General features: G+C 46.0%; 19 protein-coding genes and 1 pseudogene. 19 read left to right on the top strand and 1 reads right to left on the bottom strand.

The window, feature by feature from the left end; all coding sequences use genetic code 11:
- Positions 1 to 99: 99 nt before the first annotated feature.
- From wcaJ to ugd, 18 genes and pseudogenes are all read left to right on the top strand, one after another.
- A pseudogene (gene wcaJ, locus KTH07_RS12245) lies at positions 100 to 1,495 on the top strand (undecaprenyl-phosphate glucose phosphotransferase).
- Position 1,496: 1 nt separating this feature from the next.
- Positions 1,497 to 2,975: a colanic acid undecaprenyl disphosphate flippase WzxC gene (gene wzxC / locus KTH07_RS12240; protein ID WP_032619345.1), complete on the top strand. Its 1,479-nt coding sequence runs from the start codon at positions 1,497 to 1,499 to the stop codon at positions 2,973 to 2,975.
- Between the two features lie 15 nt (positions 2,976 to 2,990).
- Complete coding sequence (wcaK, locus tag KTH07_RS12235; RefSeq protein WP_006811234.1) at positions 2,991 to 4,271, top strand: colanic acid biosynthesis pyruvyl transferase WcaK; 1,281 nt, start codon at positions 2,991 to 2,993, stop codon at positions 4,269 to 4,271.
- On the top strand, positions 4,268 to 5,488 hold the full coding sequence (wcaL, locus tag KTH07_RS12230) for a colanic acid biosynthesis glycosyltransferase WcaL (RefSeq protein ID WP_017383280.1): 1,221 nt from the start codon (positions 4,268 to 4,270) through the stop codon (positions 5,486 to 5,488). The genes wcaK and wcaL overlap by 4 nt, the downstream gene beginning before the upstream one ends.
- A gap of 12 nt (positions 5,489 to 5,500) precedes the next feature.
- A complete protein-coding gene (wcaM, locus tag KTH07_RS12225; RefSeq protein ID WP_032619346.1) occupies positions 5,501 to 6,892 on the top strand; it encodes a colanic acid biosynthesis protein WcaM in 1,392 nt (463 codons plus the stop codon).
- A gap of 174 nt (positions 6,893 to 7,066) precedes the next feature.
- Positions 7,067 to 7,963: a GalU regulator GalF gene (gene galF / locus KTH07_RS12220; RefSeq protein WP_032619347.1), complete on the top strand. Its 897-nt coding sequence runs from the start codon at positions 7,067 to 7,069 to the stop codon at positions 7,961 to 7,963.
- A 470-nt stretch (positions 7,964 to 8,433) separates the two neighbouring features.
- Positions 8,434 to 9,690 (top strand): oligosaccharide flippase family protein, encoded by a 1,257-nt coding sequence (locus tag KTH07_RS12215; RefSeq protein ID WP_032619348.1) that lies wholly within the window; start codon positions 8,434 to 8,436, stop codon positions 9,688 to 9,690.
- Entirely contained in the window at positions 9,683 to 10,660 is a 978-nt protein-coding gene (locus tag KTH07_RS12210; RefSeq protein ID WP_032619349.1) for a glycosyltransferase family 2 protein, read from the top strand. Before KTH07_RS12215 ends, KTH07_RS12210 begins: the two co-directional genes overlap by 8 nt.
- Positions 10,661 to 10,705: 45 nt before the next feature.
- A complete protein-coding gene (locus KTH07_RS12205; protein WP_050019402.1) occupies positions 10,706 to 11,797 on the top strand; it encodes a glycosyltransferase family 4 protein in 1,092 nt (363 codons plus the stop codon).
- Complete coding sequence (locus KTH07_RS12200) at positions 11,797 to 12,945, top strand: EpsG family protein (RefSeq protein ID WP_063162214.1); 1,149 nt, start codon at positions 11,797 to 11,799, stop codon at positions 12,943 to 12,945. Before KTH07_RS12205 ends, KTH07_RS12200 begins: the two co-directional genes overlap by 1 nt.
- 3 nt (positions 12,946 to 12,948) lie before the next feature.
- Entirely contained in the window at positions 12,949 to 14,052 is a 1,104-nt protein-coding gene (locus KTH07_RS12195) for a glycosyltransferase family 4 protein (RefSeq protein ID WP_032619351.1), read from the top strand.
- 33 nt (positions 14,053 to 14,085) lie between these two features.
- Positions 14,086 to 15,141, top strand: a complete 1,056-nt coding sequence (locus tag KTH07_RS12190) for a glycosyltransferase family 1 protein (RefSeq protein WP_032619352.1) — start codon at positions 14,086 to 14,088, stop codon at positions 15,139 to 15,141.
- Between the two features lies 1 nt (position 15,142).
- Positions 15,143 to 16,561 carry a mannose-1-phosphate guanylyltransferase/mannose-6-phosphate isomerase gene (locus KTH07_RS12185; RefSeq protein ID WP_075606785.1) on the top strand — a complete coding sequence of 473 codons (1,419 nt, stop codon included), beginning with the start codon at positions 15,143 to 15,145 and terminating at the stop codon, positions 16,559 to 16,561.
- Between the two features lie 109 nt (positions 16,562 to 16,670).
- A complete protein-coding gene (gene cpsG / locus KTH07_RS12180) occupies positions 16,671 to 18,038 on the top strand; it encodes a colanic acid biosynthesis phosphomannomutase CpsG (RefSeq protein ID WP_254360258.1) in 1,368 nt (455 codons plus the stop codon).
- A gap of 165 nt (positions 18,039 to 18,203) precedes the next feature.
- Entirely contained in the window at positions 18,204 to 19,610 is a 1,407-nt protein-coding gene (gndA, locus tag KTH07_RS12175; RefSeq protein WP_032619355.1) for an NADP-dependent phosphogluconate dehydrogenase, read from the top strand.
- 89 nt (positions 19,611 to 19,699) lie between these two features.
- Positions 19,700 to 20,785, top strand: coding sequence for a dTDP-glucose 4,6-dehydratase (rfbB, locus tag KTH07_RS12170; RefSeq protein ID WP_032619357.1), 1,086 nt, complete (start codon positions 19,700 to 19,702; stop codon positions 20,783 to 20,785).
- On the top strand, positions 20,786 to 21,667 hold the full coding sequence (rfbA, locus tag KTH07_RS12165; protein ID WP_017693099.1) for a glucose-1-phosphate thymidylyltransferase RfbA: 882 nt from the start codon (positions 20,786 to 20,788) through the stop codon (positions 21,665 to 21,667).
- Between the two features lie 238 nt (positions 21,668 to 21,905).
- Complete coding sequence (gene ugd / locus KTH07_RS12160) at positions 21,906 to 23,072, top strand: UDP-glucose 6-dehydrogenase (protein ID WP_032619358.1); 1,167 nt, start codon at positions 21,906 to 21,908, stop codon at positions 23,070 to 23,072.
- 49 nt (positions 23,073 to 23,121) lie between these two features.
- Here ugd and KTH07_RS12155 read toward each other — a convergent pair whose 3' ends face one another.
- Positions 23,122 to 24,126 (bottom strand): NAD-dependent epimerase, encoded by a 1,005-nt coding sequence (locus tag KTH07_RS12155; RefSeq protein ID WP_032619359.1) that lies wholly within the window; start codon positions 24,124 to 24,126, stop codon positions 23,122 to 23,124.
- A 194-nt stretch (positions 24,127 to 24,320) separates the two neighbouring features.
- Between KTH07_RS12155 and wzzB the strand changes: the two genes are divergently transcribed.
- Complete coding sequence (gene wzzB, locus KTH07_RS12150) at positions 24,321 to 25,301, top strand: LPS O-antigen chain length determinant protein WzzB (protein WP_063161944.1); 981 nt, start codon at positions 24,321 to 24,323, stop codon at positions 25,299 to 25,301.
- Positions 25,302 to 25,314: the final 13 nt, after the last annotated feature.

Below are 25,314 nucleotides of genomic sequence, written 5' to 3'. Positions count from 1 at the left end.
TCTCCCCAAAGGGGAGAGGGAACTTGAACACCCTCTCCCCTTTGGGGAGAGGGCCGGGGTGAGGGGCGAGGGGTAAGGTTTAGAACTAAAGGAACAACGATGACAAATCTAAAAAAGCGCGAACGAGCGAGAACGAATGCATCGTTAATCTCTATGGTGCAGCGTTTTTTCTGATATCACCATCATGGTCGGCGGACTGTGGGCGGTGTGTTGGGTCAGCGGGCAGTCGTTCTTATACATGCACTTGCTGATGGCGTTGATTGCGCTGGTGGTGTTTCAGATGATCGGCGGCATGACCGATTTCTATCGTTCATGGCGCGGCGTCAAAATGACCACCGAACTGATGCTGCTGCTCCAGAACTGGACCTTAAGCCTGGTTTTCAGCGCAGGGCTGGTGGCGTTCAGCCATGATTTTGATAACCGTCTTGTGACCTATCTCTGCTGGTATCTGTTAACCAGCATTGGCATGGTGGTCTGCCGCTCGCTGATCCGCTTTGGCGCGGGCTGGCTGCGCAACCGCGGGTATAACCGTCGCTTCGTTGCCGTGGCGGGCGACCTGCCGGTGGGACAGGTGTTGCTCGACAGCTTCCGCAAAGAGCCGTGGTTAGGTTTTGAAGTGGTCGGGATTTATCACGACGCGAAGCCCGGCGGCGTGCCGTCCGACTGGGCAGGTAACTACGAACAGCTTATTGACGATGCGAAAGCCGGCAAAATTCATAACGTCTACATCGCCATGCAGATGAAAGATGAATCCCGCATCAAGAAACTGATGCGCGAGCTGGCGGATACCACCTGCTCGGTGATCCTCATCCCGGATGTCTTCACCTTCAATATTCTCCACTCCCGTATTGAAGAGGTGAACGGGGTACCGGTTGTTCCACTGTACGACACGCCGCTGTCGGGGATTAACCGCGTGCTGAAGCGCGTGGAAGATATCGTCCTTTCGTCCCTGATCCTGCTGCTCATCTCCCCGGTGCTGTGCTGCATTGCGCTGGCGGTGAAGCTCAGCTCGCCGGGGCCGATCATCTTCCGTCAGACCCGCTACGGCATGGACGGTAAGCCGATCATGGTGTGGAAATTCCGCTCCATGAAGGTGATGGAGAACGACAAGGTGGTGACCCAGGCGACGCAGAACGATCCGCGCGTCACCCGCGTGGGCAACTTCCTGCGCCGTACCTCGCTCGATGAGCTGCCGCAGTTCATCAACGTGTTCACCGGCGGGATGTCCATCGTCGGGCCTCGTCCTCACGCCGTGGCCCATAACGAGCAGTACCGCACCCTGATTGAAGGCTACATGCTGCGCCATAAGGTGAAGCCAGGCATCACCGGCTGGGCGCAGATCAACGGCTGGCGCGGCGAGACCGACACGCTGGAAAAAATGGAAAAACGTATCGAGTTCGATCTGGAGTACATCCGCGAGTGGAGCCTCTGGTTCGATATCAAGATTGTTTTTCTGACCGTTTTCAAAGGTTTCGTGAACAAAGCGGCGTACTAAGATGAGCTTACGAGAAAAAACCATCAGCGGCGCGAAATGGTCAGCCATGGCCACCATCGTCATCATTGGCCTCGGCCTGGTGCAGATGACGGTGCTGGCGCGCATTATCGATAACCACCAGTTTGGTCTGCTGACCGTCTCGCTGGTGATTATCGCCCTGGCCGATACGCTGTCGGACTTTGGTATCGCCAACTCCATTATCCAGCGCAAGGAGATCAGCCACCTGGAGCTGACCACCCTCTACTGGCTGAACGTCGGGCTGGGTATCTTCGTCTTTGTGCTGGTGTTCCTGCTGAGCAATGTGATTGCCGGCGTGCTGCATAACCCGGATCTGGCGCCGCTGATGCGCACCCTGTCGTTCGCTTTCGTGGTGATCCCGCACGGGCAGCAGTTCCGCGCGCTGATGCAGAAGGAGCTGGAGTTCAACAAAATCGGCATGATTGAAACCAGCGCCGTGCTGGCGGGCTTTACCTTCACCGTGGTCAGCGCCCATTTCTGGCCGCTGGCGATGACCGCCATCCTCGGCTACCTCGTTAACTCTGCCGTGCGCACGCTGCTGTTTGGCTTCTTTGGCCGTAAGATTTATCGCCCGGGGCTGCATTTTTCGCTGGCGTCTGTTTCATCCAACCTGCGCTTCGGCGCGTGGCTGACGGCAGACAGCATTATCAATTACGTGAATACTAACCTCTCCACGCTGGTGCTGGCGCGCATTCTGGGCGCGAGCGTCGCGGGTGGCTACAACCTGGCGTATAACGTCGCGGTTGTCCCGCCGATGAAGCTCAACCCTATCATTACCCGCGTGCTGTTCCCGGCGTTCGCCAAAATTCAGGACGATACCGAAAAGCTGCGCGTGAACTTTTACAAGCTGCTCTCCGTCGTGGGGATCATCAACTTCCCGGTGCTGCTGGGGCTGATGGTGGTCGCCAGCAATTTCGTACCGCTGGTGTTTGGCGAGAAGTGGAACAGCATCATCCCGATCCTGCAACTGCTGTGCGTCGTGGGGCTGCTGCGCTCGGTGGGGAACCCGATTGGTTCTCTGCTAATGGCGAAGGCGCGCGTGGATATCAGCTTCAAGTTCAACGTGTTTAAAACCTTCCTGTTTATTCCGGCAATTATTGTGGGCGGCCACACGGCGGGCGCCATTGGCGTGACGCTCGGCTTCCTGCTGGTGCAAATCGTCAATACCGTGCTGAGCTACTTCGTGATGATCAAACCGGTGCTGGGCTCCAGCTACCGTCAGTACATCCTCAGCCTGTGGCTGCCGTTCTATCTCTCCTTACCGACGCTTGCGGTGAGCTACGGCCTGGGCGTGGTGCTCAACGGGCATCTGCCGCTGGCGGCGCTGCTTGCGGTGCAGGTCGCGGCAGGCGCGCTGGCGTTCGGCGTGATGATTGTGCTGTCACGTAATGCGCTGGTGGTCGAGATGAAGCGCCAGTTTTGCCGTAACGAAAAAATGAAAACGCTGCTTCGCGCAGGCTAATTTTACGAGGCCATTATGAAATTACTTATTCTTGGCAACCATACCTGCGGCAACCGTGGCGACAGCGCCATCCTGCGCGGTTTACTGGATGCAATTAACACCCTTAAGCCTGAGACAGAAGTGGATGTGATGAGCCGTTATCCGGTCAGCTCATCCTGGTTACTGAACCGCCCGGTGATGGGCGACCCGCTCTACAGCCAGATGAAACAGCACAACAACGCCGCGGGCGTGATGGGGCGCGTGAAGAAAGTGCTGCGTCGCCGCTACCAGCATCAGGTGCTGCTTTCTCGCGTGACCGACACCGGCAAGCTGCGCAACATTGCCATCGCGCAGGGCTTTACCGATTTTGTTCGTCTGCTGTCCGGCTATGACGCCATTATTCAGGTGGGCGGTTCGTTCTTCGTCGATCTGTACGGCGTGCCGCAGTTTGAGCATGCGCTTTGTACGTTCATGGCGAAAAAGCCGCTGTTTATGATCGGCCACAGCGTCGGGCCATTCCAGGATCCGCAGTTTAACCAGCTGGCGAACTATGTCTTCGGCCACTGCGACGCGCTGATCCTGCGTGAATCGGTCAGCCTCGACATGATGAAACGCAGTGAAATCGACACCACCAAAGTGGAGCACGGTGTGGACACCGCCTGGCTGGTGGATCATCAGGATGACAGTTTCCAGGCCAGCTACGCGGTACAGCACTGGCTGGACGTGGCGGCAAAGCAGAAAACCGTCGCCATTACCCTGCGTGAACTTGCGCCGTTCGATAAACGCCTCGGCACGACCCAGGCGGCGTACGAGAAAGCCTTTGCCGACGTGGTGAACCGCGTGCTGGACAGCGGTTACCAGGTGCTGGCGCTTTCCACCTGTACCGGTATCGACAGCTACAACAAAGATGACCGTATGGTGGCGCTCAACCTGCGCAACCTGGTGAACGATCCGTCCCGCTATCATGTGGTGATGGACGAGCTGAACGATCTGGAGATGGGCAAGCTGCTCTCCGCCTGCGACCTGACCGTGGGCACGCGTCTGCACTCGGCCATTATCTCGATGAACTTCGGCACGCCAGCCATCGCCATTAACTACGAACACAAGTCTGCGGGCATTATGCAGCAGCTCGGTATGCCGGAAATGGCCGTCGATATTCGTCATCTGCTGGACGGGTCGCTGGGTGCGATGGTGGGCGACACGCTCGGTCAGCTGCCTGCGATCAACGAACGTCTGGCGGTGGCGGTAAAAGCCGAACGCGAAAAAGGTATTGGCATGGTGAAATCCGTACTCGACCGCGTCCGGGAGGGGAAATGAAGGTTGGTTTCTTCTTACTGAAATTTCCGCTGTCGTCTGAAACCTTTGTGCTGAACCAAATCACCGCGTTTATCGATATGGGGTATGACGTGGAGATTATCGCCCTGCAAAAGGGCGATACGCAAAACACCCATGCGGCGTATACCCGGTATGGGCTGGAGGCGAAAACCCGCTGGTTGCAGGATGAACCCACCGGACGAATGAACAAACTGCGCCATCGCGCCAGCCAGACGCTGCGCGGCCTTCATCGCGCCTCGACGTGGCGGGCGCTGAATATGTCGCGCTATGGGGCGGAGGCCCGCAACCTGATCCTTTCCGCCATTTGCGGGCAAACGGCCCAGCCGTACCGGGCCGATGTCTTTATCGCCCACTTTGGCCCGGCGGGCGTAACTGCGGCAAAACTGCGTGAGCTGGGGGTGATTGACGGCAAAATCGCAACCATTTTCCACGGTATCGACATCTCCAGCCGGGAAGTACTGAACCACTACACGCCGGAATATCAGCAGCTGTTTCGCCGTGGCGACATGATGCTGCCGATAAGCAACCTGTGGGCCGGACGCCTGAAAACCATGGGGTGCCCGAGCGAGAAAATCACCGTTTCACGCATGGGCGTGGATATGGAACGTTTCACTCAGCGACCGGTTAAGGTGCCGGGCAAGCCGCTGCAAATTATCTCTGTTGCCCGCCTGACCGAAAAGAAAGGGCTGCACGTAGCCATCGAAGCCTGTCGCCAGCTGAAGGCGCGCGGCGTGGACTTCCACTACCGCATCCTGGGTATCGGGCCGTGGGAGCGTCGCCTGCGCACGCTGATTGAACAGTATCAGCTGGAAGACGTGGTCGAGATGCCGGGCTTCAAGCCGAGCCACGAAGTGAAAGCCATGCTTGATGACGCGGATGTGTTCCTGCTGCCTTCCGTAACCGGCGCTGACGGCGATATGGAAGGCATTCCCGTGGCGCTGATGGAGGCGATGGCGGTCGGCATTCCGGTGGTCTCGACCCTGCACAGCGGGATCCCGGAGCTGATCACCTCTGAACACTCCGGCTGGCTGGTCCCTGAAAACAATGCGCTGGCGCTGGCGGATCGTCTGGCCGCGTTCAGCGATATCGATCAGCAGACGCTGATCCCTGTGCTGCAAAATGCGCGGCAAAAAGTTGAAGCAGAATTCAATCAGCAGGTGATTAATCGCCAGTTAGCGAGCCTGCTGCAAACGCTGTAACGCTGAGGTTGTATGCTGAAAAAGATTACCCGACGCCGATTTGTCTCTTCTTTATCCGTCCTGGCTGCCATGCCGCTGCTGTCGCCCCGCGCTGTGCGGGCGGCAACCGGGAAGACGGTTTCTGTCGATCGCTACAACAATAACGACTGGATCGCCGCCTTTAAGCAGGCATTTACCGAGGGCGATACCGTTGTTGTTCCCGCCGGGTTAACCTGTGAAAACATCAATACCGGCATTTTCATTCCTGATGGCAAAACCCTGCTGATCCGCGGTGCGCTGAAGGGCAACGGCCGCGGGCGGTTTGTGCTCCAGGAAGGCTGTAAGGTCATTGGGGAAGGAGAGGGGCGCACGCATAACATTACGCTGGACGTGCGTGGCTCCGACTGTGTCATTAAAGGGCTGGCGATGAGCGGCTTCGGCCCCGTCACCCAGATCTACATCGGCGGTAAAAAGCCGAGAGTGATGCGTAACCTGCTTATCGATCGTATTTCCGTGAGCCAGGCCAACTACGCCATTCTGCGCCAGGGTTTTCATAATCAGGTGGACGGTGCGCGCATTACCAACAGTAAATTCAGCCACTTGCAGGGGGACGCGATTGAGTGGAACGTGGCGATTAACGATCGCAATATCCTGATCTCTGACCACGTGATCGATAACATCAACTGCACAAACGGCAAGATCAACTGGGGCATAGGCATTGGGCTGGCTGGCAGCACGTACGACAATGACTATCCGGAACAGCAGACCGTTAAAAACTTCGTGGTGGCAAATATCACCGGCAGCAACTGTCGGCAGTTGGTCCATGTTGAAAACGGTAAACACTTTGTGATCCGTAATATCAAGGCCAGCAATATTACCCCCGACTTCAGTAAAAAGGCCGGAATTGATAACGCGACGGTAGCTATTTATGGCTGTGATAATTTCGTTATTGATAATATCGATATGGTGAACAGCGCCGGAATGTTAATCGGGTATGGCGTGATCAAGGGCGATTATCTGTCGATACCGCAAAACTTCAAACTTAACGATATTCGCCTGGATAACCGCCAGCTGGCCTATAAGCTGCGCGGGATACAGATTTCCTCCGGCAATGCCACCTCGTTTGTTGCCATCACCAACGTCAACATGCAGCGAGCAACGCTTGAGCTGCACAACAAGCCACAGCATCTTTTCTTGCGTAATATCAACGTGATGCAGGAGTCAGCGACGGGACCAGCGCTTAAGATGAACTTCGACTTGCGCAAAGACGTGCGCGGGAAGTTTATGGCCAAAAACGAGACGCTGTTGTCGCTCGCGAACATAAAAGCGGTTAATGAAAAGGGGCAGAGTTCGGTGGATATTGATCGGGTCGATCAACACGTGGTGAATACGGAACGGTTGAATTTTGCGCTGCCGCACAGGTAATCCTACAGCCTATTTTGCGACTATTCCTGGTACGGAATCGCGATCTATTCAGATTACAACTACTGTAATTTGTGGTGGGGTGACCTAGGATTACTTCATATTTACGGCAAAACATGCTGGCGAAAACAGGTTTAAAAGCTATAATTCGTCAACCATTTTAAGGTGGAAGAAATAATGATTAATTTGAAAGCAGTCATACCGGTAGCGGGTTTGGGCATGCATATGTTGCCCGCCACAAAGGCCATTCCTAAAGAGATGCTGCCGATCGTTGACAAGCCGATGATTCAGTACATCGTCGACGAGATTGTTGCTGCGGGGATCAAAGAAATCGTTCTGGTGACGCACTCTTCGAAGAATGCCGTTGAGAACCACTTCGACACCTCTTATGAACTCGAGGCGCTGCTTGAGCAGCGTGTTAAGCGCCAGCTTCTGGCAGAAGTTCAGTCTATCTGTCCTCCTGGCGTGACCATCATGAACGTGCGTCAGGCGCAGCCGCTGGGTCTGGGGCACTCAATTCTCTGCGCGCGCCCGGTGGTGGGTGATAACCCGTTCATCGTGGTTCTGCCGGACATCATTATTGATACCGCTTCCGCCGATCCGCTGCGTTACAACCTGGCGGCAATGGTCGCGCGCTTCAACGAGACGGGCCGTAGTCAGGTGCTGGCGAAACGTATGAAGGGCGATCTCTCTGAGTATTCTGTAATTCAGAATAAAGAGCCACTGGAGACGGAAGGGCAGGTGAGCCGTATCGTTGAGTTTATCGAAAAACCCGATCAGCCGCAGACCCTGGACTCCGACCTGATGGCAGTTGGCCGTTATGTGCTGAATGCGGATATCTGGGCTGAGCTGGAAAAAACTGAGCCGGGCGCCTGGGATCGTATCCAGCTGACCGATGCGATTGCTGAGCTGGCGAAGAAGCAGTCTGTTGATGCCATGCTGATGACCGGCGATAGCTACGACTGCGGTAAGAAAATCGGGTATATGCAGGCATTTGTGAACTACGGTCTGCGTAACCTGAAGGAAGGGGCGAAGTTCAGAAGCCGGATTGAGAAGCTGCTGGCTGAAGACTGATAGTACTTGAATGATCTGTGCAAACGGCAGTCATCATAAGGATTGATTTCAATTAACCGATATGATGACCGCCGTTTTTTGTTACAAACTTAAATGCATTCCGCTTTGATGAACATGTAAACACATGTTCAAGAGATTTTTGCTTGTTTCTGAAGGCATTTAGGACGACAATTACAGTCGAAATGTAGCTGTAGTTCAAAAATCACTTATATAGTGAGGCTGCTGCAAATGAAACATTATCATATTACTCAGTGCACTGGTAGCTGTTAAGCCAGGGGCGGTAGCGTTAATCTCATTTCCATAAATGACACAAAGCTTGCCGCAAAAATAAACTATAGAATAACCTATTGAATAATAGTAATAATTTTTTATAAATTATATTACGGAACAGCTTCTACAGTAAAATCATTAATTAATGATAAATCTTATATTATATGAGATTAAGTATTCTTACATTTGAAGAGAAGTAAATGACAAGGTTAAAAAAAAATATATTCTCGCTTTTTATACTCCAGGGCTCAAATTATCTCATCCCCCTCATTATTTTCCCTTATCTTGTCAGAGTGCTGGGGCCTGCGGAATATGGAAGGATAGGGTTGGCGACAAGTATAATTCAGTATTTTTGCCTGTTTATTGATTTCGGATTCAACCTCACAGCATCGAAAGCTATAGCAGTGAGTAGTAAAACAAAAGAAGAAATTAGTGCTATTTTTTTTAAAACAATGCTAGCTAAATTGTTTTTATTGTTATTATCTATCGGCCTGATTTTTTTTCTTTCCTGCAAGGTTGAGCAATTTCATAGTATCAATTCATTGCTGCATATATTATGCTTTCAGTTAGTAGGGGCCATGTTGTTACCCGTTTGGTTTTTCCAGGGCGTTGAAAAAATGTCCTCTGTTACGATAAGCTATATTTTAGCAAGAGGGTTGAGTATACCCTTGACATTTATCTTCGTTCAAGAACAGAATGATATAAATATCGCAGCTTTAATTCAGGGAGGAGCGACTTTCGTAGCGGGAATGATTTCGATTTATTTTGTTTATAAAACAAATTGTATTACTTTGAAATTTAGATTACGAATATCTGAAGTATTTGACACGTTAATTAAATCATCGCCAATATTTATCGGAAGTATTGCCATGAGTTTATATACGATGAGCAATCCATTTATATTGGGAATGGTGAGTCAGGTTGAGCAGGTAGGAATATATGTCGCTGCTGATAAACTAAGGCAGGCTTTAATGGGCGCTTTCTTGATTTTAGGTGGTGCTTTATATCCAAGAGTTAATGCTCTTTTTAAAGAATCAAGAGAAATTGGATTTTCTTTTGTTAAAAAGATAATTTTGATACAAGGCGGTTTGGCTTTAATCGCAAGCATAATGTTTTATATATGCTCGAAATATATTTCAAACTTTATGCTTGGCAAAGATTTTGAAGAAGCTATCATTATTCTAAAATTAATGTCACCAATGATAATCTTGATAGTATTATCTGTAATTTTATGCAATTATGTGCTTTTACCTCTTGGGCATAATAAACTATATGCAAAGCTGCCTATTGTTACGGGGTTGCTGCATTTATCTTATGCTATTCCTCTGTCTTCTTTATATGGTGCATCTGGCGCATCATTGTCTATACTTATTACAGAAATACTTACTTTTATTATGCTATTGATAATTACCTTCAAAAAAGGATATCTGAAAGAAATATGGAACAGTTATGAGTGATATTACATTAAGTATTATAATACCATGCTACAATGTTGAAAGTTATATAAAAGAATGTTTAGATTCAGTATTTATACAGTTGGATGCGAATAGTGAAGTTATCATTGTAAATGATGGTTCTACCGATAGCACAAAAAATATTATTGAATCTTTATGTGTTGGTAAGAAGAATATAAAAATAATCAATCAAATCAACGTTGGACTTTCAGGTGCTAGAAATGCTGGTTTAATAAAAGCGCAGGGAAAATATATTGCATTTTTGGATGGTGATGATGTTCTCCATCCAGAATATATACGCAATGTTTCGAATGCTATTTTTGAGTTTTGCCCTGATATTATTGAGATAGATGCATATCGGTTTACTAAAGAATCTACTGAGACTTTTAATTTATGTACTTATTCTGGTCAAAAAGTAATCGATAATAAAATAGAATTAATGCCTGTTTTTGAACTCAACCAGTGGTATGTTTGGGGCAGAATTTACAGTAAAAAAATTATTAATTGTGTATATTTTGAAGATGGGCGTCGATACGAAGATATTATGTTTACTCCCTATCTTTACCTGAAGGCAAAGATTATTTATAGCATAAATAAGCCATTGATTGGTTATAGGCATACTCCTAATAGTATTACCAAGAGTATAAAAGAACGTGATTACCTTGATATAATTTACGCATTGCAAAAGTTTAAAAACCATGCAAACAAAGAAGTTGGTAACGAGGAAAAAATCCTTTTACTTTACTCGAGGGTTCGTACATTTAGTTATCTGAAATTTATTAGTAACAATGTTAATGGATATTTTAGAACTTTAGAAGAAACAAAACGCATTGCAAATGATATTTTAAATGATAATAATTCTTTGGATGTAAAATATCAAATAAAATGGTCAAAATTAATAACTGTAAAATACTATCGATTATCAAGCACATTTTCATGGTTCAAAAAAAAACTCAAGGCCGCTCTCAATTAACTCCTTACATTTTCTAATTAAGCTATTAAATCCAGAGTTTGATAAATGAAAAATAAAAAGATTTGTCTCTTCATTAATGCCCTGCATAATTCCGGTGGTACAGAAAGAATTATCACCGTATTGGCAAATGAACTTACAAAAATTAATTATGAAGTTCACATTGTCACGATTCTAAAAAATAGTAAGCCCTTTTTTCACTTAAACGAAGAAATAAACTTAGTAAGTTTATGCAATTATGAATCATTAACTTCGCATTGGGATAGGTTAAAAATAATTTTAGCGCTCCGAAAATATTTACAAAATTATGAAATTAACACTGTCATTACGGTTGATTCATTATTATGCATATATTCATTACCTGCTGTACTGTTTACTGATATTCGTCATATATGTTGGGAGCATTTTAATTTTAAGATTGATCTTGGTGTAAAAACCCGTAGTTTAGCGAGACAGTTATCTGGATTATTTTCGGATGAAATTGTTGTATTAAGCGAAAAAGATAGAAAATATTGGCAAGAAAATCTCTGGTTAAATAAAAGCAAATTACAAGTTATTTATAATGCCTCACAGTTTCAAATAACTACTAATGATTATCCTGTGGAAAGCAAAAACATATTAAGCGTAGGAAGATTAACAGATCAAAAGGGCTTTGATCTTCTTATACAGGCTTGGGAAGAGGTTCATAACGAATTTCCTGATTGGACTTTAACAATTATTGGGAGTGGTCCCAACAAAGACAGTTTAGAGAATTTAGCAACAGAATTAAGTTTGAACACGTCGATAAAATTCATTGCTGCTACACAAAATATTACTGATTATTATCAAAATTGTGCATTTTTATGTCTCCCGTCCAGATATGAAGGATTTGGCTTGGTTCTCATTGAAGCTATGTCTTTTGGCGTTCCGGCGATTGCGTTCGATTGTGATTGCGGACCTTCTGAAATATTAGATATGGATAATGGAATCTTAGTTCCAAATGAGAACATTAAAATATTCGCTGAATCTTTAAGATTGATGATTAGTCAAAAAGTTTTAAGAATAAATATGTCCAATAATGCTAAATTAAAGGCTAATGCGTTTACAGTTAAAAGATTTAGAGACCGCTGGAATACTATACTAAAAAATGAGAAAGTATAATGTATTGGATTATTTTTTTAACTCTGCAATTGATATGTGTTTTATTAGGTTGGCAATTCCCACCTATTAAAAAAATCATATTTAAATTAATGATTTTTACATTTATGCTTTTTATGGTTGATGGATATTTTAACGGTATCGATTGGGTAAATTATTATTATGGGTTTATTACTTATACAGATTTAGTAGAGTATTTTTCATCATATGAACCTTTATTCGGTTTCGAGGTTTATATTCTCAAGTATTTATTTACGGATTTCTATTTATCTGTAGCTATGTACTATCTTATATTATCGGTGTTGCTTTATTTCGCTATAATAAAACTAAGGGGTTTATTTGATTTTAATATATGTCTGTTCCTCTTCTTGCTAATCATAATCAATGGTATAGATCTATTTAATGATCAACTTAGACAAGCAATGGCATTTGTGATGGCAATGTTTGCTTTTATCCAATTATTAAAAAATGAGAAAACTCGATTTATCATTCTTTCATGTTTAGCTATTTGTTTCCATTTTTCCGCCGCCGTAGTGTTATTGTTTTACCCTCTGGTAAAGAAAAATAAAATAAGTGTTATTTTCTTTGGCAGTTGTTCCGCATTTTGTATAGTTATACTTAGTCTTTCGAATGAACTGTTTTCTAATATAATATCTTTATTAGGTACACCAGGTGCTGTTATCTCAACAAAAATTAAAGTCTATTTTTCACAATTTGAACCTACATTCGGATTGCTCGCTATTATAAATTTGTTGATTATATTTAGATATATCATTGTAAAAAAACATGAAACTGAAATTGAACGTATTCTTTGGAATGGAAGTTTTATTGCCTCTTTATTACATTTGTCGTTTTATTTTTTCCCAATACTGCATCGTTTAAATCCTTATTTTAATCTATTTTATTGTTTGCTTTGTGCATATTACCTGCGTAACTTAACAAGAGTGTTAACAATAAACAGGATTGTAAACTACATATCAATATTACTAATCATTACCTCAGTGAATATATCCTATTTCAATGATCCCGCAAGGCCTGAAAATTATAGGGGATATATCTTAGATTATTGGCTAGGATATTATGATATCGATAATGATAAAATCAAAAGATGTGACTCATTTAATACAGATGTTCCTTTTTGTCGGTGGTAATTTATGAAAGTTGTTTTTTCTTCAAATACAGCATGGTATCTATATAACTTTAGAAAAGGTACTATAAAAAGATTTATTGAAAAAGAATATGAGGTTGTTATTATAGCGCCTACTGATAAATATTCCTATCTATTAAAAGAATTAGGCTGTAAAATTAATCATTTATATATACGTAGTAATTCACTTAATCCAGTCCATGATAGTGTCACTTTAGTGCATTTACTATCTTTATACATCAAGATAAAGCCTGATATTATTTATAACTTTACGCCAAAGATTAATATATATAGTTCTCTTGTCTCATACTTTTTTCCCCGAGTAAAGGTAATTAATAATATTGCTGGGTTAGGCACGGCATTTATTAATGAAGGTATGAAAAAAATTTTTTTAACTTACTTATATAAGCTTTCACAGAAAAGAGCAGATTTTGTTTTTTTCCAAAATAATGAGGACCATAACTACTTTGTCAAAGAAAAAATCGTTTGCGAGAGTAAAAGTAAAAGAATTTTAGGTTCTGGTGTTAATTTAGATTTTTTTAAACCTACTAAAATAAATAAAGAAGATCATATTAAATTTTTGCTTGTGGCTAGATTGATCGAACAAAAAGGTATCAGGTTATATGCTGAGGCTGCGAAAATTATAAAAGAGAAATATCCTCATGTTGAGTTTTCTCTTTTAGGTCCAATAATTTCTAACAATCCGTTTGCTATTCATGAAAAGGAAATAAAAAATTGGGAAGATTTGGGGACTCTTAATTATTTAGGTCATTCTGATAATGTGGCAGAAGTCCTTATTGATTATGATTGCGTAGTTTTGCCATCATTTTATCGCGAGGGTGTTCCAAAATCTCTACTCGAAGCTGCTGCTTCAGGTAAAATTATTATTACGACAGATAATATTGGTTGTCGCGATGCTGTTATTGATGGTGTAACAGGTTTTTTGTGCAAGCCAAAATCTTTAGAAAGCTTATTGGAAGCTTTTTATAAAGTATTACAATTAGATTACGATAGCTTCGTAAAAATGAAAATAGGTGCCAGAGAACTAGCCAAGGCAAAATTTGATGAGAATATTATAATTGAAGAATACCTCAAAACAGCATCTAATTAGAAATCTATACTTACACTTTGAATGAGGAGTGTTGTGAACATAATTCTTAGCTCACTGTATTATGAGAAAAATCGAGTAACTGGTGCTAATAAGCGATTCGATTTTTTTGGGAAGAACTTACAATCAAGGGAAAATATAAATCTTACTGTTTTGGTCAGAGAAGGTGAAACTCCTGACTGGGCTGAAAATATTATTACCCTCCCTCGCTATGATTCAATGCCTTCTGTCATCCGTCGGCTTGTCTATTGTATAAAATTGACTTATATTTTTTATAAGCATGAAGGAGTGATTATTAATGATTTTATGCCAGTCCCGTTAGTTTTTTCGAAACGTAATTATTACTATCAACTTGTCCATGATATTAGAAATTTCACCGATTTTAATCGCGCGGCAGTAAAAAAAATCTCAAGTTTGTTTCAAAAAATACAATGGAGAATAGTGCCAAATATTCTTACTGTAAGTTCTTTCACCAAAAATCAGTTAATTAAATATTGCAATGTTAACCCATATAAAATTGCTGTATCATACAATGGAATTGATCCTGTAAAGCGCAAAAAAGTTAAAAAAGATATTGATTTTTTATATATAGCCACATTTGAAAAGCGGAAAAATCATGATAACTTAATTATAGCTTTTTCTAACTATGTAAAAAAATATGAACAGCATGCTACATTATTTCTCATAGGTCGTGACCTGGGTTATCGAAAACACATTGAGGCCTTGATCTCAAAATATCAGATTGGTGAGTTTGTAACTATTATTGAAAAAATATCTGAGAGCGAATTAAACATTCTTTACGAACGAACTTACTGTTTTGTTAACCCATCTCTATATGAAGGCTTCGGTATGCCATTAATTGAAGCTATGTATTTTGATTGCCATGTTATTTGTAGTGATATAGATGTTTTCCATGAAATTGCTAAAGAACATGCATATTATTTTGATCCCCTCGATCATGAAAGTATTCTCAACGCGATGAAGGAAATCAAGAATACTGAGATAAAAGATGGATGCAAAACAAGCTATGCAATAAAAAACTTTTCATGGTCTGCAATTGCTGATAATTTTATAAACTTATTGGTCAAATAAAATGATACTACCAATCGTTATCGCTGGAGGTACAGGGTCGCGCTTATGGCCCCTTTCGAGGAGTCAATATCCTAAACAATTTTTATCTTTATTGGATGAAAATAGTTTACTTCAAAACACCCTTTCCCGTTTGAAAGAAATTAAACATGCCGCACCAGTTGTTATTTGTAATGAAGAGCATAGATTTATTGTTGCTGAGCAACTGCGAGACGCTAAAGTTGATGTCAATGGTATTATTCTTGAACCCATAGGTAAAAATACAGCTCCAGCAGTTGCTCTTGCTGCTTTTTTTTCTAAAAAAATAAAAGAAAGTCACGGCGATGATCCACTGCTGCTTATTTTGGCCGCGGATCATGTTATTAAGGATGTTGATAAATTTAAAATTGCTATTGAGCATGCCTTGCCTTTAGCTAAACAAGGCAAGATTGTTACATTTGGCGTGGTGCCAACCCATCCTGAAACTGGATATGGATATATCCAAACTGGTGAATTTTTGGCTGAAGATGCCTACGGAATTATTTCTTTCAAAGAAAAACCTGATCTCCAGACTGCACGTAATTATGTTAAAAGCAAGGGTTTTTTGTGGAATAGTGGAATGTTTTTATTCCGCGCTTCTTCTTATCTTCAAGAATTAAAAAAATATCACCCCGAAATATATGATATCTGTAGTGCCTCGATTGCATCCGCAAAAAACGATTTAGATTTTACGAGAGTCGATCGTGAAATTTTCTCTTTATGTAAATCTGAGTCGATTGATTATGCAGTTATGGAGAAGACAGATAAGGGCGTAGTTATTTCTCTAGATGCTGGTTGGAGTGATGTTGGTTCATGGTCATCACTATGGGAGATAGATATAAAAAATGAGGATTATAATGTCATACATGGTGATGTTATAGCACACAATTCCATAAATAACTACATATATTCAGAGTCAGCTTTAGTAGCTACAGTTGGAATACAAGACCTTATTGTTGTTCAAACAAAAGATGCAATACTCATAGCTCAAAAATCTGAATGCCAAGATGTAAAAAATATCGTTGAACGACTTAATAGTTCCAATAGACAAGAATATCGTTGTCATCATACTATATATCGCCCGTGGGGCAAATATGACTCCATCGACGCCGGTGAGCGTTACCAGGTGAAACGCATCACCGTGAAGCCGGGAGAAGGGCTGTCGGTGCAGATGCACCATCACCGCGCCGAACACTGGGTGGTGGTGGCGGGGACCGCCAAAGTGACCATCGACGGTAAAGTGAAGCTGCTCGGTGAAAACGAGTCCATTTATATTCCGCTGGGGGCCACGCACTGTCTGGAAAACCCGGGGAAAATTCCGCTCGACTTAATTGAGGTGCGTTCCGGCTCCTATCTGGAAGAGGACGACATCATCCGCTTCCAGGATCGCTACGGGCGCGTGTAGCACTCCGCATCATGCCCGGTGGCGCTGCGCTTTCCGGGCCTACGAATGACAAAAATAAATTTGGCCATTACATGGTCAGGGCCAACTGTTGCCTGAAAAAGGGGTCATCATGGAAAAATTAACCTGTTTTAAAGCCTACGATATTCGCGGCAAGCTGGGCGAAGAGCTGAACGAAGACATTGCGTGGCGCATCGGCCGCGCGTACGGCGAATACCTGAAACCACAAACTATCGTGCTGGGCGGCGACGTGCGTCTGACCAGCAAATCCCTGAAGCTGGCGCTGGCGAAAGGGCTACAGGACGCGGGCGTCGATGTGCTGGACATTGGCCTTTCCGGTACCGAAGAGATCTATTTTGCCACCTTCCACCTGGGCGTGGACGGCGGTATCGAAGTGACGGCCAGCCATAACCCGATGGACTACAACGGCATGAAGCTGGTACGCAAGGGCGCGCGTCCTATCAGCGGCGACACCGGCCTGCGTGACGTGCAGCGTCTGGCCGAGGCCAACGACTTCCCGCCGGTGAATGAAGCCACACGCGGCAGCTATAAGCAGATTAACCTGCAAAAAGAGTACATCGACCACCTGCTGGGCTACATCAACGTGGCGAACCTCAAACCGCTGAAGCTGGTGATTAACTCCGGCAACGGCGCGGCAGGCCCGGTTGTCGATGCACTTGAAGCCCGCTTTAAGGCGCTGAACGTGCCGGTGACCTTCGTCAAAGTGCACAACACGCCAGACGGCAACTTCCCGAACGGTATTCCTAACCCGCTGCTGCCGGAGTGCCGCGACGACACCCGCAACGCGGTGATTGAGCACGGCGCCGATATGGGTATCGCCTTTGACGGCGATTTCGACCGCTGCTTCCTGTTCGATGAGAAAGGGCAGTTTATCGAAGGCTACTACATCGTTGGCCTGCTGGCGGAAGCGTTCCTCGAGAAAACCCGGGGCGAAAATCATTCACGATCCGCGTCTTTCCGGAACACCGTCGACGTGGTGAAGGCCGCGGGCGGCGAGCCGGTGATGTCCAAAACCGGCCACGCGTTTATCAAAGAGCGTATGCGTGAGGAAGACGCCATCTACGGCGGCGAGATGAGCGCCCACCACTATTTCCGTGATTTTGCCTACTGCGACAGCGGGATGATCCCGTGGCTGCTGGTGACTGAGCTGCTGTGCCTGAAAGGGCAGAGCCTGGGTGAACTGGTGCGTGACCGCATGGCGGCGTTCCCGGCGAGCGGCGAGATCAACAGCAAACTGGCACAGCCCGCTGAGGCCATTGCCCGCGTGGAACAGCACTTTGCCATTCATGCGCTGGAGATTGACCGTACCGACGGTATCAGCATGGCGTTCCCACAGTGGCGCTTCAACCTGCGCTCCTCCAACACCGAGCCGGTGGTGCGCCTGAACGTGGAGTCCCGGGCTGATGTGCCACTCATGGAAGAAAAAACAGAGGAAATTCTTGCGTTGCTAAGAAAGTAATTGTCAAAGCCTGCATTCTTTGGCGGTTTAAATGTACCAGGATTATGCAATCGATGTGACATAGGTCAGCAAAAGCTATTCTTATCATCCGATCCTGAGTTAACATCAGATACACATTTGAAGCCGCGCTTTAGTCGCGGCGACCACACCTGACAGGAGTATGTAATGTCCAAGCAACAGATCGGCGTTGTCGGTATGGCAGTGATGGGGCGCAACCTGGCGCTCAACATCGAAAGCCGTGGTTATACCGTCTCCGTTTTCAACCGCTCCCGTGATAAGACCGAAGAAGTCATCGCTGAGAATCCAGGCAAAAAACTGGTTCCTTTCTATACGGTTAAAGAGTTCGTTGAGTCTCTGGAAACACCTCGTCGTATCCTGTTAATGGTGAAAGCGGGCGCAGGTACCGATGCAGCTATCGATTCACTGAAACCATATCTGGATAAAGGCGACATCATTATCGATGGCGGCAACACCTTCTTCCAGGACACCATTCGTCGTAACCGTGAACTGTCTGCTGAAGGTTTCAACTTCATTGGTACCGGCGTATCCGGCGGTGAAGAGGGCGCTCTGAAAGGTCCATCCATCATGCCTGGCGGTCAGAAAGAAGCGTACGAACTGGTTGCGCCTATTCTGACTAAAATCGCAGCCGTAGCTGAAGACGGCGAGCCATGCGTGACCTATATCGGTCCTGATGGCGCTGGTCATTACGTGAAAATGGTTCACAACGGCATTGAATACGGCGATATGCAGCTGATTGCTGAAGCCTACTCTCTGCTGAAAGGCGGTCTGAACCTCTCCAACGAGGAGCTCGCAGAGACCTTCACCGAGTGGAACAAAGGCGAGCTGAACAGCTACCTTATCGACATCACCAAAGATATCTTCACCAAGAAAGATGAAGAGGGTAAATACCTGGTTGATGTGATTCTGGATGAAGCCGCTAACAAAGGTACCGGTAAATGGACCAGCCAGAGCTCTCTGGATCTGGGTGAGCCGTTGTCCCTGATCACCGAATCCGTATTTGCACGTTATATCTCTTCTCTGAAAGAACAGCGCGTTGCAGCGTCTAAAGTGCTGTCTGGCCCGCAGGCTAAACTCGCTGGTAATAAAGCGGAGTTCGTAGAAAAAGTTCGTCGCGCGCTGTATCTGGGTAAAATCGTCTCTTACGCGCAGGGCTTCTCTCAGCTGCGCGCGGCATCTGACGAGAATAACTGGGATCTGAACTACGGTGAGATTGCGAAGATCTTCCGTGCCGGTTGTATCATTCGCGCTCAGTTCCTGCAAAAAATCACCGATGCTTATGCTGAAAATGCAGGTATCGCGAACCTTCTGCTGGCGCCTTACTTCAAGCAGATTGCTGACGAATATCAGCAGGCGCTGCGTGATGTTGTTGCGTACGCGGTGCAGAACGGTATCCCGGTTCCGACCTTCTCCGCTGCGGTGGCATACTATGACAGCTATCGTGCTGCCGTTCTCCCAGCGAACCTGATTCAGGCACAGCGTGACTACTTCGGTGCGCATACCTATAAGCGTACGGATAAAGAAGGTGTGTTCCACACCGAATGGCTGGATTAATATACGGTTAGTCATGCCATCAAGCCCGGTAGAGATACCGGGCTTTTTTATCTTGCCCGATCCACCTACTGTTTAATGGAATAGATTGCGTGAAAATTCTAGTTACTGGCGGTGCCGGTTTTATCGGTTCCGCGGTTATCCGACATATTATTAGCAATACTCGGGATAGCGTTGTTAACGTTGATAAATTGACCTATGCCGGTAATCTGGAATCCTTGCGTGAAGTAAGCGATAGCGAACGCTATGTTTTTGAGCATGCCGATATATGTGATAAAGAGGCAATGGCGCGTATTTTTGCTACCCATCAGCCTGATGCGATAATGCACCTGGCTGCCGAGAGCCATGTCGACCGTTCTATTACCGGTCCCGCTGCGTTTATTGAAACCAATATTGTTGGCACGTATATCCTGTTAGAAACAAGCCGTGCTTACTGGTCTTCACTGGATGAGGCAGCAAAATCTACTTTCCGTTTCCATCACATTTCAACTGATGAGGTTTACGGCGATCTGCCTCATCCCGATGAACATTCTGACTCCACCCTGTTACCGCTGTTTACCGAGAAAACAGCGTACCAGCCAAGTAGCCCTTACTCAGCGTCAAAAGCGTCCAGCGACCATTTAGTTCGTGCCTGGATACGCACCTATGGTTTACCTGGGATTGTGACAAATTGTTCGAATAATTATGGCCCATACCACTTTCCTGAAAAGCTGATCCCACTTGTTATCCTCAATGCGCTGGATAATAAACCATTGCCGATTTATGGAAAGGGCGATCAGATCCGTGACTGGTTATACGTTGAAGATCATGCTCGTGCACTGTATACGGTTCTGACCACGGGTAAGCCGGGAGAAACCTATAATATTGGCGGTCATAACGAGAAGAAAAATATTGAAGTTGTTCAGACCATTTGTGATCTGCTCGATGAAATGGTACCGAAAGAAACATCCTATCGCGCACAAATTACTTATGTCGCGGACCGACCAGGTCACGACAGACGTTATGCAATTGATGCTCATAAAATTAGCGACGAGCTTGGATGGACTCCTGTGGAAACCTTTGAAAGTGGCATCCGTAAAACGGTTGAATGGTATTTGAATAACCAGGAGTGGGTATCGAATGTAAAAAGCGGCGCCTATAAGAGCTGGATTGAGCAAAATTATGGGGAGCGTAAGTAAATGACGAAACGTAAAGGGATTATATTAGCTGGCGGATCGGGTACACGTCTTTATCCCGTGACTATGGCCGTAAGCAAGCAATTGTTGCCAATTTACGATAAGCCAATGATCTATTATCCGCTCTCTACGCTTATGCTGGCAGGTATACGGGATATTCTGATTATCAGCACGCCTCAGGACACTCCGCGTTTTGAACAACTGCTCGGGAACGGTAGCCAGTGGGGATTGCATATCCAGTACAAAGTGCAACCAAGTCCTGATGGACTGGCACAAGCTTTTATTCTGGGTGAAGAGTTTATCGGTGAGGATAATTGTGCGCTGGTATTAGGCGATAATATTTTCTACGGACACGATCTCCCCAGACTGCTTGAAGGCGCAGCAAGCCAGCAAGAGGGTGCGACCGTATTCGCCTATCATGTCAGCGACCCGGAACGCTATGGCGTCGTTGAGTTTGATAAAGACGGTACTGCAATTGGCCTTGAGGAGAAGCCGCAGCAACCCAAGAGTAATTACGCAATAACCGGTCTTTATTTTTACGACAACGATGTGATTGAGATGGCCAAAAGCTTAACGCCGTCCGAGCGAGGTGAACTCGAAATTACCGACATCAACCGCATCTATATGCAGCAGGGACGATTGTCTGTCGCGATGATGAGACGCGGTTATGCCTGGCTGGATACCGGAACGCATCAGAGTATGATCGAGGCAAGCAATTTTATCGCCACAATTGAAGAGCGACAGGGGCTAAAAGTTTCATGTCCTGAAGAGATTGCGTTCCGACGAGGTTTTATTGATGCCGAACAACTTCGGGTACTCGCTGAACCATTGAAAAAGACCGGGTATGGTCAGTATCTGCTGAATCTGACCAAGGGATTAGTCTGATTTGACGCAGTAAGCAGTTTTCCTCTGCTTACTGCCGAGTGCCTCTTAACGTCTTATTGTCGCTGTAAAACAGGTACTTTACTTAGTGTAACGACAGGTCTTTTTGTTGAGCAAAACATTTTTCAAAAAACCTGAAACCTTGACAGCGAATGAAGGTTAGCGATAAAAAACGCTTAGTTAATCATTGTGGTGACTGTGTTATGGTCATCAAAAACTCAAACGTGTAGAAGTCAAACAAATGAAAATAACCATCTCCGGAACAGGCTATGTTGGTCTCTCAAACGGTATTCTGATTGCACAAAACCATGAAGTGGTTGCGCTGGATATCGTGCAGGCAAAAGTGGACATGCTTAACCAGAAGAAGTCCCCGATCGTCGATAAAGAGATTGAAGAATACCTCGCGACCAAACCGCTGAACTTCCGCGCTACCACGGACAAAGAAGATGCTTACCGCGATGCGGATTTCGTCATCATCGCCACCCCAACCGACTACGATCCTAAAACTAACTACTTCAATACCTCAACCGTTGAAGCGGTGATTAAAGACGTTACGGCAATCAACCCGAACGCAGTGATGATCATCAAGTCGACAATTCCAGTGGGTTTCACCAAATCGATTAAAGAAGAGTTGTGTATTGATAATGTCTTCTTCTCGCCGGAATTTCTCCGCGAGGGCAGGGCGTTATACGATAACCTGCACCCATCCCGTATCGTGATTGGCGAGCGTTCCGAGCGTGCGGAGCGTTTTGCTGCGTTGCTTCAGGAAGGTGCAATCAAAAAAGATATTCCGGTCCTGTTCACCGATTCAACCGAGGCAGAGGCCATTAAGCTTTTCGCCAATACCTATCTGGCGATGCGTGTGGCTTACTTCAACGAACTTGACAGCTATGCCGAGAGCTTAGGTCTGAACACCCGTCAGATCATCGAGGGCGTGTGTCTTGACCCGCGTATCGGTAACCATTACAACAACCCGTCCTTCGGTTACGGTGGTTACTGTCTGCCAAAAGATACCAAGCAGCTGCTGGCTAACTATCAGGCGGTGCCGAACAACCTGATTTCCGCCATTGTGGATGCCAACCGCACGCGTAAAGACTTCATCTCGGATTCCATTCTCGCGCGTCAGCCGAAAGTGGTGGGCGTGTATCGCCTGATCATGAAGAGCGGTTCCGATAACTTCCGCGCTTCTTCCATTCAGGGGATCATGAAGCGTATTAAGGCGAAGGGCGTGCAGGTCATTATTTATGAACCGGCCATGCAGGAAGACGAGTTCTTCCACTCTCGCGTCATTCGCGATCTGGATGCATTCAAGAAAGAAGCGGATGTAATTATCTCCAACCGTATGGCGGAAGAGCTGGCGGACGTGAAAGATAAAGTCTATACCCGCGATTTGTTCGGCAGCGACTGATTAAAATCGTGATATAAAAAAACCCGGCAATCTGCCGGGTTTTTTGTTTTTAAACGTTATAGAAGTTGCGGTACCAGTCGACGAAGTTTTTCACGCCTTCTTTGACTGAGGTTTGTGGTTTAAACCCAATAACGTCATACAGCGCTTTGGTGTCCGCACTGGTCTCCAGCACGTCCCCCGGCTGGATCGGCATCATATTTTTCACCGCTTCTTTGCCCAGCGCCTCTTCAAGCGCGGTGATGTAATCCATCAGTTCGACAGGTGAACTGTTACCGATGTTATACACGCGATACGGGGCAGAACTGGTTGCTGGCGAACCGGTTTCGACCGTCCAGTCGGCATCGGCCTGAGGAATGACGTCCTGTAGGCGAATAATCGCCTCCGCAATATCATCGATATAGGTGAAGTCGCGCTTCATCTTGCCGTAGTTGTATACGTCGATGCTGTTGCCTTCAATCATGGCTTTGGTGAATTTGAACAGCGCCATGTCCGGGCGCCCCCACGGGCCATAGACGGTAAAGAAGCGCAGGCCAGTGGTCGGCAGGTTATACAGATGCGAATAGGTATGCGACATCAGCTCATTGGCTTTTTTGGTTGCGGCATACAGCGATACCGGATGATCTACGGAGTCGTCAGTAGAAAACGGCATCTTACGGTTGAGGCCGTACACAGAGCTGGATGACGCATACAGAAGATGCTGAACCTTATTGTGGCGACAGCCTTCCAGCACGTTCAGGTGACCTACCAGGTTCGCATCAGCGTAGGCATGCGGGTTTTCCAGCGAGTAACGCACGCCCGCCTGTGCGGCAAGATGGATTACGCGGTCAAATTTCTCATTGGCGAAGAGCGCAGCCATGCCCTCGCGGTCCGCTAAGTCCAGCTTGTGGAAGGTGAAACTCTCGGATTTGAGCAGTTCGAGGCGAGCGAGTTTGAGGTTAGGGTCATAGTAATCATTCAGATTATCAAGCCCAACAACTTCATGCCCTGCATCAAGCAGGCGCTTGCTGACATGAGAACCGATAAAGCCCGCCGCGCCCGTTACCAGAAATTTCATAGCTTCCCTCATATAATCTGTATTCTTGCTGATGCCAGTGGGCATCAAAGTCCATCTATGATAACGCGTTGGGCTCGACAAACATAACCCATCTTTCCGATATAACTCATCGGATTCTTATAGAAAAATCGCCAGCAACGGATACACTAAGGAGATAAGATTATGTTTGCCCTTTTTTATCTGTTAGGGATTGTATGACGCAAAACAACAACAACCTGGTCACACGCAACAATGACCCGGAGCAAATTGATTTACTGGATTTAGTGCTACAGCTGTGGCGTAGTAAGTGGGTAATTGGGGCATTTGTTGCTGCTTTCATTGTTCTCGCCGTTATTTATATTACTGTAGCCAAAGAGAAATGGACGTCATCTGCTATCATTGCTCAACCTGATGCCGCACAAATAGCTACCTATTCCAATGCGTTGAATATTCTTTATGGCGGTGCTGCACCGTCGATGCTTGATATTCAGAATCGTGCAATAGGTCGTTTCAACTCCTCGTTCTCTGCATTAGCCCAGGCGCTTGATAATCAGGAAGATCCAGAAAAACTGACAATCGAACCGACTGTTAAAGGACAGGGATTACCCTTAACGGTGACCTATCAGGGCGAATCGGCTGAAGCGGCTCAAAAACAACTTGCTCAGTACATCCAGCAGGTTGACGAACAGACAGCAAAAGAACTTACGCTTGACCTCAGAGACAACCTCAAGCAACAGATCACAACCCTGAACGACTCTCTTCTGAACCAGGAGAAAGTGGCACAGGAGCAAAAAGATCTGCGTATCAAGCAAATTTCTGAGGCGCTTAAGAACGCGGAGGCGGCGAAAATTAGCACACCGCAGCTCCAGCAAACGCAGGATGTTACTCAGGAAACCATGTTCCTGCTGGGCACCGTAGCGCTCAAATCAATGGTTGATAACGAGGCGTCCCGTCCGCTGGTCTTCCCTGGCTCTTACTATCAGACCAAAAAGAACTTACTGGACATTGAAAACCTCAACGTTAACCCAGACACGTTACATGTCTATCGTTACGTAATGAAACCAGATCTGCCAATCAAGCGTGACAGCCCTAAAAAGGCCATCATCCTCATCCTTGCCGTTCTCCTCGGCGGGATCATCGGTTCTGCTGTCGTCCTCGGCCGTAACGCGCTGAGAAACTACAAACCAAGAGCCTGATTTACACACAAAA

The organism is Enterobacter cloacae complex sp. ECL72 (assembly GCF_019056635.1).
In the GTDB taxonomy this organism is placed as follows: Bacteria; Pseudomonadota; Gammaproteobacteria; order Enterobacterales; family Enterobacteriaceae; genus Enterobacter; species Enterobacter hormaechei_C.
This window is presented reverse-complemented; position numbering and strand designations above follow the sequence as displayed.

Coding starts and splice junctions, on each gene's coding strand:
- wzxC (WP_032619345.1), top strand. CDS start 1,497: ATGAGCTTACGAGAAAAAACCATCAGCGGCGCGAAATGGTCAGCCATG.
- wcaK (WP_006811234.1), top strand. CDS start 2,991: ATGAAATTACTTATTCTTGGCAACCATACCTGCGGCAACCGTGGCGAC.
- wcaL (WP_017383280.1), top strand. CDS start 4,268: ATGAAGGTTGGTTTCTTCTTACTGAAATTTCCGCTGTCGTCTGAAACC.
- wcaM (WP_032619346.1), top strand. CDS start 5,501: ATGCTGAAAAAGATTACCCGACGCCGATTTGTCTCTTCTTTATCCGTC.
- galF (WP_032619347.1), top strand. CDS start 7,067: ATGATTAATTTGAAAGCAGTCATACCGGTAGCGGGTTTGGGCATGCAT.
- KTH07_RS12215 (WP_032619348.1), top strand. CDS start 8,434: ATGACAAGGTTAAAAAAAAATATATTCTCGCTTTTTATACTCCAGGGC.
- KTH07_RS12210 (WP_032619349.1), top strand. CDS start 9,683: ATGAGTGATATTACATTAAGTATTATAATACCATGCTACAATGTTGAA.
- KTH07_RS12205 (WP_050019402.1), top strand. CDS start 10,706: ATGAAAAATAAAAAGATTTGTCTCTTCATTAATGCCCTGCATAATTCC.
- KTH07_RS12200 (WP_063162214.1), top strand. CDS start 11,797: ATGTATTGGATTATTTTTTTAACTCTGCAATTGATATGTGTTTTATTA.
- KTH07_RS12195 (WP_032619351.1), top strand. CDS start 12,949: ATGAAAGTTGTTTTTTCTTCAAATACAGCATGGTATCTATATAACTTT.
- KTH07_RS12185 (WP_075606785.1), top strand. CDS start 15,143: ATGATACTACCAATCGTTATCGCTGGAGGTACAGGGTCGCGCTTATGG.
- cpsG (WP_254360258.1), top strand. CDS start 16,671: ATGGAAAAATTAACCTGTTTTAAAGCCTACGATATTCGCGGCAAGCTG.
- gndA (WP_032619355.1), top strand. CDS start 18,204: ATGTCCAAGCAACAGATCGGCGTTGTCGGTATGGCAGTGATGGGGCGC.
- rfbA (WP_017693099.1), top strand. CDS start 20,786: ATGACGAAACGTAAAGGGATTATATTAGCTGGCGGATCGGGTACACGT.
- ugd (WP_032619358.1), top strand. CDS start 21,906: ATGAAAATAACCATCTCCGGAACAGGCTATGTTGGTCTCTCAAACGGT.
- KTH07_RS12155 (WP_032619359.1), bottom strand. CDS start 24,126: ATGAAATTTCTGGTAACGGGCGCGGCGGGCTTTATCGGTTCTCATGTC.
- wzzB (WP_063161944.1), top strand. CDS start 24,321: ATGACGCAAAACAACAACAACCTGGTCACACGCAACAATGACCCGGAG.